Genomic DNA, 10682 nt, shown 5'->3' with positions numbered 1-10682 from the left:
GATTTCCGATCTAATCGCTTCCTAGTGGAAAGCAAACAGGAGCGACCCTGCAGCGAAGCGAAGCGGCGCGATGTTTGCCACAGGAAGACAATTAGGAAGGAAAGAGAGAGCCCAAAAAAAGATGGGAAATCACATTCAAGTGACCTTCCATCTAGTTTGTCTACACGCTGAACCATGGAGGACGACCTCCATGGTTTTTTGTCACTTTGCTTTTTTTCCAGTCACGCGTTTCGGTTTAGCGAATAACCCGAAATACAATCCGACCAATACGCTGACGATGATCCAGCCATCTGTTTTATCCATCTCGATGCCTCCCGTCTTTCACTGAAGTGTTCCTAAATCATACACCAATGAATGATTACGCGCTTCATGAACACTCATTTCTTTCGACTTACGATTGAAAATGATAATGGAACAATACGAGCACCGACAAGATCAGGGACTGATTTTGCTGCTCCTTGACTTTAAACGTTACGTCGGACCGCAAGTTCGCTTTACTCGTCGCAATCACCTCAGTCCCTCGCCAGACTTTAATCTTCGAGGATAACGTCGAGGACGTGACTTCGTACTCGACGTCTTGATAGGACAGGAGCATGACTTCTTTAAACGTACTCATCCGTTTCAGTGACGCGTCGGTCCGGACCGTGCCTACGACTTCACCGTTTTCGTAGACGAGCCACTTTTGATTCCGCGCTAGAAGAGAACTCCGTTGTTCGACGTAAGAAAACGTACGGTCGGAAAAACTGAAGTTCAGATTCAAGAACCACCCCCGCAGCTTTGCCGAGAGCTGAACGAATAAAAACTGCCATCCTTTTGGATAGCTCCGTCGATAGGACCCGATTTGCTGTGCACCTTCCAGCACGTATTTCGGTCGTCGTGTCGTCCGTTCGACGCACCGTGTCGTTAACGTGTTCGCGCGTCCCACGTACCGCATGTCGCGTCTGATTTGCCAGTAATCGAGAAGCGCGCCACCAAGTGCTGCGAGCAGAAGCAGCGAAATCAGACCAAATTCCAGCCAACTGAACATGCCGGTTAAGAGGAAGCGGATGACCATTCCAATCGTCAATAATCCATACAATAACAACATTTCACCCATCGTCATTCTTGCCTCCTTTTAATACCCGCTCGTTAATCCTGGTTTTAGTGTACACTAGCACGATTACGATAGTAAGGATTATCTAAATGAGTTAAAATATGTTAATGGATGGAATTCAAGGAGGAGATGCAGCATGACTGAACAACGACAAATCGCACTCGTGACCGGTGCCAGTCACGAACGGGATATCGGGGCAGCGATCTGTCGGACGCTTGCCGCACGAGGCATCGAGATTTTTTTCACCGCCTGGCAAGCGGAAGCCGACTGGATCCCATCATTTGAAGCGGAGTTAGCAACATTCGGTGTCCGGGCAAGAGGATTCCGGATTGACTTAGCCAATCCGGCGGCGGCGGCAACTGTCCATCAAACCGTCGTTGGGACGCTCGGCCAACCGTCGATTTTAATCAACAACGCCGCTCACTCGACGCAAACTGACTACTTGTCACTTGACGCCGTAGCGCTCGACGCCCACTATGCGGTCAATATCCGCTCGACGTTACTGTTATCGGTCGAGTTCGCCCGCCACCTGCAAGCGTCACCGTTATCCTCAGGACGGATCATCAACATGACATCCGGCCAGGAACGCGGACCGATGCCGGGTGAACTTGCTTATGTCGCGACGAAAGGTGCGATTTCTGCTTTTACGCAGACGTTCGCCCAGGAAGTTGCCCCGTTCGGCGTGACGGTCAACGCCGTCAACCCCGGTCCGACCGACTCGACTTGGATGACGGATGAGATCCGCTCCGCCCTGCTACCGAAATTTCCCTTTGGCCGCATCGGGGCACCAAACGACGTCGCCCGCTTGATTTCATTTCTCGTTAGTGACGAAGGTGCCTGGATCACCGGGCAAGTTCTGCATTCGGAAGGTGGCTTTATCCGTCAATAATGGCATAATCCGTTAGTCGGCGAACGAAAAGGTCACTGGACGATGACGTCCGGTGACCTTTTTCGTTTTCTTATGTTGCATACGAATCAGACGTCATCCCTGCAAAAATTGAGTCAAGGACGGAGCGACGACTTCTTCGCGTTCCAGTGTTTCATGACCGACGACCATCACTTCGCTCGTTACGAGATCCACACATAACAGGTCCCCATCCATGTCTTCGTATCCGATAATGTACCATGATTTTAATCGATCCGCTTGATGGTGTTCGACTTCAATGATACTCCGAAAAATCGCTTGTGATTCCTCAAACAGATCAACCGGATGAACACATGCATAACGTGGCAATCCATCGACATCTGTCAATCGTATTTCTTCTTCCTCAACCGGTAACATCGCCATTACTTGTTCAATCGTCATCACTTCTTCTTCACATCCCTTTTAGTAGCACGTCGCTGTTTCATCTTCAGTTTGATGCTTCTTTATGTTAGTAAACAAAAACAGACTTCGGAAACTCCCGAAATCTGTTAGCGTCATTACGTATTTTTCTAGGGTAGCTCAGTCGTTTCGATTGGTCAACCCAAGGAATTGGGCTTTTTGATTAAACAGTTTCCGGTAGGACAGGTAGCCGACCATGACGGAAGACACGGCAGCATTCGTCAAAATCAGGAACAGGATTAATAACTGGTACATGACGGCCTCCATCGGATTGGCTCCACCGATGATCAAACCGCTCATCATGCCGGGAAGCTGGACGAGTCCCATCGTTTTCTGCGCCTCGATCGTCGGAATCATACTCGTCTTGATGGCGCTTTTCAAACTTCGGTCGATCGCTGTTTTCGGAGTACCCCCGAGCGCTAAAATCAGCTCGATGACTTCATCGCCCCGTTCGACCTCATCCTTGAACTTATTCAGGAACAGGAGCGACAAAATCATACAGTTGCCGATCACCATCCCGCTGATCGGAATGACTTCCTGCGCTTCGAACGGAATGATTCGAAGACCAAGCATGATGCCCATCGTCAAGACTTCGACACTGACTAACGTCAGTAAAATGATACCGGTAATCCCGGGAATTCCGTCACCTTTTTTGATGATGTTGAGCGTCGCCGCGACAATCATCAACAGAATCATCAACCCGATGTAAATTTTACTGTCACTTTCGAAAACGAACGTCAAGATATAACCGACAATCAACAACTGGACGATCGACCGGACCGTCGCAATCAAAATGTCGTTGCCCAGTCCAAGCTTTAACGTATATGTCAGCACCAATGGAATCAAGATGAAGACTAAGGCGGAAGCGAGTTGCACGTAACTCATTGGTCGACCCCCTTGACGAACGCTTCGATGACGGGATTATCCGAGTCCTCAATCAATTCAATCGTTCCCTGTTGAATCAATTGCCCGCCTTTTAAGAACCACATGTCATCACTGACACGGCGCGCCTGTTCGAGATCGTGCGTAATCCAAATCACCGTCACGTTGAATTCCCGTTGAACTTTTCGGACGAGCGCCTCGATTTCCTTGACCATCCGGTAATCGAGACTGGCCGTGATCTCGTCGAGCAGCAGGACATCCGGTCGGTTGACGAGTGTCCGCGCGATCGCGATGCGGCTTTTTTCGCCTCCTGATAGTTCTTTAACGTTTTGTGTCAACGGTATCTCTTTTAAGTCGACCCGCTCCAACAGTCGTTTTGCCTCTTCCTGTTCCAGTGTCTGGTCGAAGATCGCTTTCGGAAGATTCAAATTGTCGTACACAGTCCCCGCAATCATCGGGGCACTTTGAAAGGCCATGCCAATCTTTTTTCGAAGCTCCATCATATCGATGTCTTTTAAATCGGTCCCCTTAAAGTAAATCGTCCCGGCGTCCGGGGAAAGTAATCCGTTGATTTGTTTCAGACACGTCGTTTTCCCGGCACCGCTCGGTCCGACGAGCGTCGTGATTTTTCCTTCCCGAAACGTCCCGGAAATTCCTTTGAGTATCGATTTGTACTGGACATCCTTAAATTCAATGACTGCCACACCACTCCACCTCACCTTTTTGGTCGTTTTTTCTAGTGTAGCAGGGACGGTTGCCGCGCGGACAGCGAGAAGGTTCGACAGATGCACAAGGCTTACACCATACAGATGAACGAATCGCGGACATCACGTCAGACGATAGACCCAGATTTCTTCGCCGTTCGTTTCATCGATCCGTTTGATATCAGTAAAGCCCGCTTGCCCGTAAAAATACTTGGCATGCGTATTTTCTGTGTGTAAGCTCAACACGATTTCATCGACTTCGAAATGGTCTTCGATGAAGCCGATTGCTCGTTTTAAAAACTGCGTTCCTAAGCCTCGTCCTTGATACTGCTGACCGATCATGAACCGGTCAAGCCAGATGTACTTGTCCGTCCGGTTTTCAGCACCAATCATCATGAACCCGACCGGCTGCCTGTTTTCGCATAAGGCATAACAACGCCAACCGTGGTCGTGATCGTTCATCGCTTCCTGAAGCGACTGCGCGTTCGTTTCGATATATACGCGCTGCGCGGCTGCGACTTTTAATCCGAGAACCGCGGCCAGATTCGCGTCCTTAATGTCTTCGATCGTCATGAAAGGATTCATTGGCCATTCACCTCCTCTGCGTTCTTGTGATCTCTACAGTCTGCTCAAGACACGAACAAATCCCGCATCGCTTCAACAGACTAAGCGCGATACGGGTTATAGCGTACATGGATCAATGAAACAAGCGATTTTACCGTCCTTCACGAATGACACGTGTTTTCGCAAACTCATCTTCCGGTAAAACGGAGGCATCCTCCAGATAACGCTGACGGTCCTTAAAGAATTTCCCTGCTGTGAATACTTCACGGTAAGCAATCCGTTTAAGGATTTGTGTCGTTTTCAACGGTTGGTCGTCTTGACTGACGACACGAAGTCCCATAACACGACTGCCGACCGTTCGGCCATCCGTCAAGCGTAATTGAACCGTTTCCATGACGACATCGACGACGGACTGGGTGACGATGCCACGGATGACGGGACGTTTGACCCGTTTGAGAACTGTTTCTTCAAGGACATTTACAATGACAGCGTTCACCATCAAGTTAACGACAGCCGCTCCGATTCTTCGTTTTGTGAGGGATTCCATTTAAATCATCCTTTCTCGATTTGAATTTAAAAAAATGCCCCTTCTTTTTCTGAAGAAAGAAGGGGCGTCATGCAAAACGATGAAACGTCCTGTCTGCCCAGCCATGCGGTGACTTCAGAGGCAACGAACATCCCCTCTCTTTTCCCGTTTTCTCATGGATTTAATCGAACGGTGACCGTTGATGTTTGAACAGTAATCTGTTTGAGTGTTGAAGCGTCAGCGTTGTCCTTTGATCGTTGAACATTCAGCTTTGACCGGACGGTCGCAAGGACCATCTTGGATGCTAATCGGTCAACCGATTAGAAGATGTCCGTTATCGCACGGACGACGCGTGTTCGGTTATGAAATCATCAGACAAACAGGACGGTAGGTTTAGATTAATATTTTCGTAAGTGTATTACTTTCAGATAGACTGAAATCGACTTCGGCATCAAATGCGTCGATTGACTCGTCTAACTGTTGAATGACTTGCCGAAGACCGGAGGGGTCAATCAATTTCGGTTCTAATCGTTGGATGAACAGACGACGCGTTTTTTCAATTTCTTCCGCGTCCCCTTTTTCACGCGCACCGTATGTCGCTTCGATATGATTTTCTGCACGCCGCTCGATCTCGATACGTTCCTGTTCAATCGTCTGCTCCACTTCATGCAGTTGTGTTTTGAGCGTTTGTAACAATTGGCGATCGTAGTCAAGACCCGTATCGCGACGATCAATCGCTTCCGCGACCGTCATCTCGGTCCCGGCGATTCGGACACGCGTCACGGCATTCGATGCGGTAATCGCTGCTTTGATTTGATTTCGACGCTCAATCAATGCGCGAATCGACTGGAGATTTGCCGCCGCTTCCGTCGCGAACTGTTCGACGTTCGGAAAACCGACAGGCGGTTTGTCTCCCGTATGCAATCCGATAAAGTGACCAAGCTGACCTTTTTTAATCCGTTTATCTAACATTTTTAATTCCACTAATCCACGATGGATCGACATCTCAATCTGCTCGATGTTCGCCACTTCCTTTTTAGATACTCGTGAGCTCCGCTCTACCTTTTCAGCATAGCAGAAAACACTTTGAAAATCGGGCAATCGATGTTTCTTTCAACCTTACAAAATTGTCATATACTGATTTACCTTCATGTTATAATTCCATTATCAGGATATTCATGTTAAGAAAACGGAGGAACTGAACGCATGCCACACAGACTGCAATTGACGGCCCCCCGGACGCTCCAGTGGGTCGAGCAACCCCTAGCGCCCTTGCAAGCAGATGAACTACTCATCCAGACATTACATGGAGCAATCAGCATCGGCGCGGAATTGCCGCAAGTCATGGCGACTGACCGGTCAGACCTCGCCCCGACCTATCCGAAGGAAACGGGATACGAGAGTTACGGGGAAGTGCTGGCAATCGGAGAGGATGTCTCAGACATCCGTGTCGGTGACCGCGTCGTCGCTTTTTACGGTCATCACGACATCGCCATCGTCCGCGCAGCAAAAGTCATTCCCGTCCCGCGCGACCTGCCGCCGCAACTCGCCTTGTTGACGATTTTATCGTGTGACGCCGCAAAAGGCGTCCATAAACTTAATCCCCGTCCGTCGGATGCCGTCGCCGTGACCGGGCTCGGGACGATCGGGTTATTGACCGTCTTTTACCTACGTCACTACTTCGGTCTCTCGCGCATTGACGCCGTCGACCCGGACGAAAGGCGACATGCACTCGCAAAACAGCTCGGGGCAACCCGCACGGTTACGTCCGGAAACTACCTCGAGCTGAATACCTATGCCGCTGCCCTCGAATGTTCGGGACGGCAAACCGCGTTTGCGCATCTTCAGGAGGCACTCGTCCCCCATGGTCAGCTCTGCATTCTCTCTGACGGCAATTACGACGTCTTGTCGCTCTGCCCAAGCTTCTATGCAAAAGAGTTACGGATCGTCGGATCGAGTGACGGGCTCGATTACCGCGCCCATGCGGACTGGTTTTTGCCGGCCGCCCGAAAGACGCCTGCCTTGTTCAAGCTGTTTGAGCAGTCGGTCGATTGGTCGGACTTGATTCCATGTTTCGAGGCTTTACAGGCAGGTGCAAAACCGTTAAAAGTGTTTGTCAGCTACGACTGGTGACCGTGTTTGTCTGACAGACACGCCGTTCGGATCGACGGCTTCGATGTTTTCCCCCGTAAAGACGACTTGCTGTAAGACGGTATGATCACCAGGCACCGTCGTCACTTCATCGATTGCATGGCCGAACAACCGCTTCAACTCCTGTTCAAAGCCGACTTGTTTCGTCGCCAGTTCAAGCCGTTTCAGATGAGGACCGTTCGATAAAATCGCATCGTGATGCGTCTGCAGTTCAATCCGACAGGCGTACGGGGTCTGGATGAACGTCCGCCGGTCATTCGCTTGGATGGTCCAGCCCATCTGTTGTGCACGTTCGAGAAGCAGTGTCCGTTGTTCGGGTGTCACGAGAAAACCGAGATGGTCGAAACGGACGGCTTTCCCGTGACCGAACGTGACGTTGATGGCGCCGCGTTTCATCTCGATGATTCGAAAGCGGATCCCGTCGTCCCGGAAGTCATCCCATGTCAACGGCGGATCAAACGCCGAAAACGCGCCGTCGGTCTTTCCGATCCGCTGTGTGACCGCAAAGCCTAATTTTTCATAAAACTGCTCCGTCGCCTCAACGTTCGGCGTCCAAAGATGATAATGAAACAACATCGGCGTTACTCCCCTTCGCGATCAGTTCAGGGAACGTCATCACATCGACGCCCCCACTGTCGTCTAAAAATTGTTTTAATAGCGGTAAATGGGCGGCACCATAGAGGACGAGAATCCGTTCCCCCGGCTCCGCCAAATCAAGAATCCGGTTCGCGATCAACAGATTGCGGTAGTACCAGTACTGGATGACCCACCTCGCCCCGACGTGCGTCGCCGGATCTAGCCGGGCGAGTTGCCGGTACGTCCGGTGACTTGCTTCGACCGCCTGTTTGTCATTTAGTTGTTCAAGGAACGAGAGGTAGGTCTGCTCGAGCAATGTCGCTTCGAGTGACTCGGATTTTTGTTGTTCGGCACGCATCAAGCGGTCAAACGCGACCGGGTCGAGCTGTTCGAGTTCCGCAAGATTCGGGACACCTTCCACCGTCTGATTCCAGTCCACCGCCTGTAGACCGGCCAGACCTGCCAAGCGCGCTACTCGAAACCCGAGTTGATGGCGTTCATTCGCCGTCAGCGTAAAGCTTTGCTTGAGGTAAGCGGAATAGTCGGCATTCAGTGCACCCGCCTGCTCAGGCAAAGTCTCTAGCGCGACTTCTGTCGGACGAAATGTTTGCAGGACCTCGGCGACCTGTTGAATCTCCCGCTGCCGTTCGTCTGAAAACACATCAAAGATGCGCGGACGAAACAAGTCTCCGTTATCAGGACGGTCCAAATGAACGGTCCCGACGAGTAATACGGTCGCGCGTTGTGCCATCGAATATACCTCCCTTTTCTACTATTTCCATTTTACTGTAAACAGCAGGCTAATCCTAGTCCGTTTCGTTAAAATAGCCCTCTCGCTGATTGCAAGAGGCGACTCGACCTGACTTCCCTCCAAGTAGAAGGAGAAGACGAACTGCGATGCAGAATCTATACACTTGCCGAAAGATTCAATCCGGCAGAAAAAACCGAACCGATTCATGTCAGCTCAGTGAATTTAAAGGAATTAAAAAAGGAAGCACGTCAAAATTAGTCCGCGAGGAGTATCCGTCTATGAATATGAACATCCGTCAACTGTCCGTTCATGAGAACCCTCCGATGGAACTTTTGTTATCAGCAGACCCTTCTCAGAAAATAGTTGATGAATACTTGAAGAGAGGTCGATGTTTCATAGCTGAATCTAGGAATCAACGGATTGGCGTGTATGTGCTTCTCCCGACAAGACCGCAAACGATTGAAATTGTAAATCTTGCAGTAGAGGCGAGACATCAAGGTAACGGCATAGGAAAACGTCTTTTAAGACATGCCATCCAAACTGCACAAGCGATGGACTATACAACCATCGAAATCGGAACAGGAAATTCAAGCATCGGTCAGTTGGCGCTTTATCAAAAATGTGGATTTCGGATCGTCGGAGTCGACTTGAATTTCTTCTTGAGGCACTACGAAGAGGAGATTGTAGAAAACGGTATCCGGTGCACAGACATGATTCGGTTGTCTCAAGACATATAAAAGTTTCTACTTCCTTCATACCAAACAGCTCGTCTCGATTTTATACGGAGACGAACCTTGCCTTGCTTTTACACAATCAGTCAGCCCTTACGAACAACAAATCAATTGGGAGTAGCTCGAGCAAAGAAACGTGTCATCAGATATCCTCCTCACAGTTCACAATTTATGCAATTATGTTCTGCACACAATGAGAGGATCTACATATGGTCCAAACATACACAGAAGCAAAGAACATCACAATTTCTCACCTCATGCGTGATTTAATTCTTAATCGTATCGAGAATGAAAACAATTTGACACGCTACCGTATTTTAATGGCAGCACACGAAAAGAAATTTGAAACTGTTACGTTCGAGAATACGAAACAAGATGCACCATCAGGTGAGTCTCATGATCGTTCTTCTCCATCGTTATTATGCGAATACGCAGACCCAGTTTTTCGATTTCGTACATAGGAATCAGTCCTTTTCAACTCTATTCCCATAGTATTGAAAACATCACCTCACTAACATTGCGTAAGAACCACAAACCTATTGCAAAATACAGCATATTAGATTTTTATATTAAACGACCGTTTTATATAATTAATTTTCCTGTAATTTTAAACTATAATTAAATGGTGCTTACATAATTGATTAAAAAAGGAGAACATACAATGTCAATTGTTAAACAATTATTACATTCTCACGGAGAAGACTTTGAATTAACATGAGGTGGTCAGAACTTAGGTGTTTCTAGGGGAATGATGAATAGCGATGAAATTACTAAACGAGGTTATATTGGTTTTCCGAAGGAAGTAGATGTTCAAGTAGGAGATTGGGTAAAAGGTAAACTAACAAACAATGTATTCAATCGAGTTAATAATCGTTCAACGGATCAGTCAATCAACGTAGTAAACACTTCGAATCATGATCTATTCGATGAAATAAAAAAAATCTTAATGATAACGTCGCTAATAAAGACGAGTTACATGAGTTGAGATTATTGGTAAACGATATGGAAAGCAATCAAAATACTTTTGCTTTCAATCAGTCTTATACAAAATTTATAACAAATGCTGCTAATTACATGACAATTCTCTCTCCTTTTATTCCTGCATTAACTCAGATGATTACATCGTAAATGATTTAGTATTAAGAACTATGAAATGCACGTGATTATCACTCCTGATTAGTGGATATAATGTTATTAGGAGAAGTTACTATGCAGGTTGTTAATAAAGACGAGAAATGATGGTGTACTATCAATTGAACACAATTGAAGTAATGATTACTTCTTTTTGGAGTCTACAAAATTCTGACCCAAGGCGTCGATGCTGGATTCGTGGACCCAGTGGTCCTGTTTATCGATTCGACACACGTCAAAGCAAATGCG

The 10682-nt window shown here is 48.1% G+C and carries 13 protein-coding genes; 4 read left to right on the top strand and 9 right to left on the bottom strand.

The window, feature by feature from the left end; translation table 11 throughout:
• Nucleotides 1-391: 391 nt before the first annotated feature.
• The gene (locus KNQ02_RS15390) at nucleotides 392-1102 is read right to left on the bottom strand and encodes a tubby C-terminal domain-like protein (protein WP_214809119.1); all 711 of its coding nucleotides are present in this window, start codon (nucleotides 1100-1102) and stop codon (nucleotides 392-394) included.
• 127 nt (nucleotides 1103-1229) lie between these two features.
• Between KNQ02_RS15390 and KNQ02_RS15385 the strand changes: the two genes are divergently transcribed.
• Nucleotides 1230-1982, top strand: coding sequence for an SDR family oxidoreductase (locus KNQ02_RS15385; RefSeq protein WP_214809115.1), 753 nt, complete (start codon nucleotides 1230-1232; stop codon nucleotides 1980-1982).
• A gap of 93 nt (nucleotides 1983-2075) precedes the next feature.
• Here KNQ02_RS15385 and KNQ02_RS15380 read toward each other — a convergent pair whose 3' ends face one another.
• The 6 genes from KNQ02_RS15380 to KNQ02_RS15355 form a co-directional block, all read right to left on the bottom strand.
• On the bottom strand, nucleotides 2076-2402 hold the full coding sequence (locus KNQ02_RS15380; protein ID WP_157898485.1) for an SMI1/KNR4 family protein: 327 nt from the start codon (nucleotides 2400-2402) through the stop codon (nucleotides 2076-2078).
• Between the two features lie 135 nt (nucleotides 2403-2537).
• A complete protein-coding gene (locus tag KNQ02_RS15375; protein WP_214809112.1) occupies nucleotides 2538-3302 on the bottom strand; it encodes an ABC transporter permease in 765 nt (254 codons plus the stop codon).
• Nucleotides 3299-4003: an ABC transporter ATP-binding protein gene (locus tag KNQ02_RS15370; RefSeq protein ID WP_214809110.1), complete on the bottom strand. Its 705-nt coding sequence runs from the start codon at nucleotides 4001-4003 to the stop codon at nucleotides 3299-3301. The genes KNQ02_RS15375 and KNQ02_RS15370 overlap by 4 nt, the downstream gene beginning before the upstream one ends.
• A gap of 123 nt (nucleotides 4004-4126) precedes the next feature.
• Nucleotides 4127-4588, bottom strand: coding sequence for a GNAT family N-acetyltransferase (locus KNQ02_RS15365; protein ID WP_214809107.1), 462 nt, complete (start codon nucleotides 4586-4588; stop codon nucleotides 4127-4129).
• Nucleotides 4589-4718: 130 nt separating this feature from the next.
• Nucleotides 4719-5114, bottom strand: a complete 396-nt coding sequence (locus tag KNQ02_RS15360) for an RDD family protein (RefSeq protein WP_088837214.1) — start codon at nucleotides 5112-5114, stop codon at nucleotides 4719-4721.
• Nucleotides 5115-5486: 372 nt separating this feature from the next.
• The gene (locus tag KNQ02_RS15355) at nucleotides 5487-6122 is read right to left on the bottom strand and encodes a hypothetical protein (protein ID WP_353048362.1); all 636 of its coding nucleotides are present in this window, start codon (nucleotides 6120-6122) and stop codon (nucleotides 5487-5489) included.
• 177 nt (nucleotides 6123-6299) lie between these two features.
• Here KNQ02_RS15355 and KNQ02_RS15350 point away from each other — a divergent pair, with 177 nt between their 5' ends.
• On the top strand, nucleotides 6300-7226 hold the full coding sequence (locus tag KNQ02_RS15350; RefSeq protein WP_214809104.1) for a zinc-binding dehydrogenase: 927 nt from the start codon (nucleotides 6300-6302) through the stop codon (nucleotides 7224-7226).
• Here KNQ02_RS15350 and KNQ02_RS15345 read toward each other — a convergent pair.
• Together KNQ02_RS15345 and KNQ02_RS15340 are read right to left on the bottom strand one after the other, a co-directional pair.
• Entirely contained in the window at nucleotides 7197-7820 is a 624-nt protein-coding gene (locus tag KNQ02_RS15345) for a VOC family protein (RefSeq protein WP_214809101.1), read from the bottom strand. The genes KNQ02_RS15350 and KNQ02_RS15345 overlap by 30 nt on opposite strands.
• Nucleotides 7783-8571: a DUF5694 domain-containing protein gene (locus KNQ02_RS15340; protein ID WP_214809099.1), complete on the bottom strand. Its 789-nt coding sequence runs from the start codon at nucleotides 8569-8571 to the stop codon at nucleotides 7783-7785. The genes KNQ02_RS15345 and KNQ02_RS15340 overlap by 38 nt, the downstream gene beginning before the upstream one ends.
• A gap of 284 nt (nucleotides 8572-8855) precedes the next feature.
• On the opposite strand from KNQ02_RS15340, the gene KNQ02_RS15335 reads away from it, so the two are divergent.
• Complete coding sequence (locus tag KNQ02_RS15335) at nucleotides 8856-9308, top strand: GNAT family N-acetyltransferase (protein WP_214766207.1); 453 nt, start codon at nucleotides 8856-8858, stop codon at nucleotides 9306-9308.
• A 203-nt stretch (nucleotides 9309-9511) separates the two neighbouring features.
• Entirely contained in the window at nucleotides 9512-9763 is a 252-nt protein-coding gene (locus KNQ02_RS15850) for a DUF6290 family protein (protein WP_353048363.1), read from the top strand.
• Nucleotides 9764-10682 lie beyond the last annotated feature (919 nt).

It is taken from the genome of Exiguobacterium sp. s102 (assembly GCF_018618635.1).
GTDB classification, from domain to species: Bacteria; Bacillota; Bacilli; order Exiguobacteriales; family Exiguobacteriaceae; genus Exiguobacterium_A; species Exiguobacterium_A oxidotolerans.
This window is presented reverse-complemented; position numbering and strand designations above follow the sequence as displayed.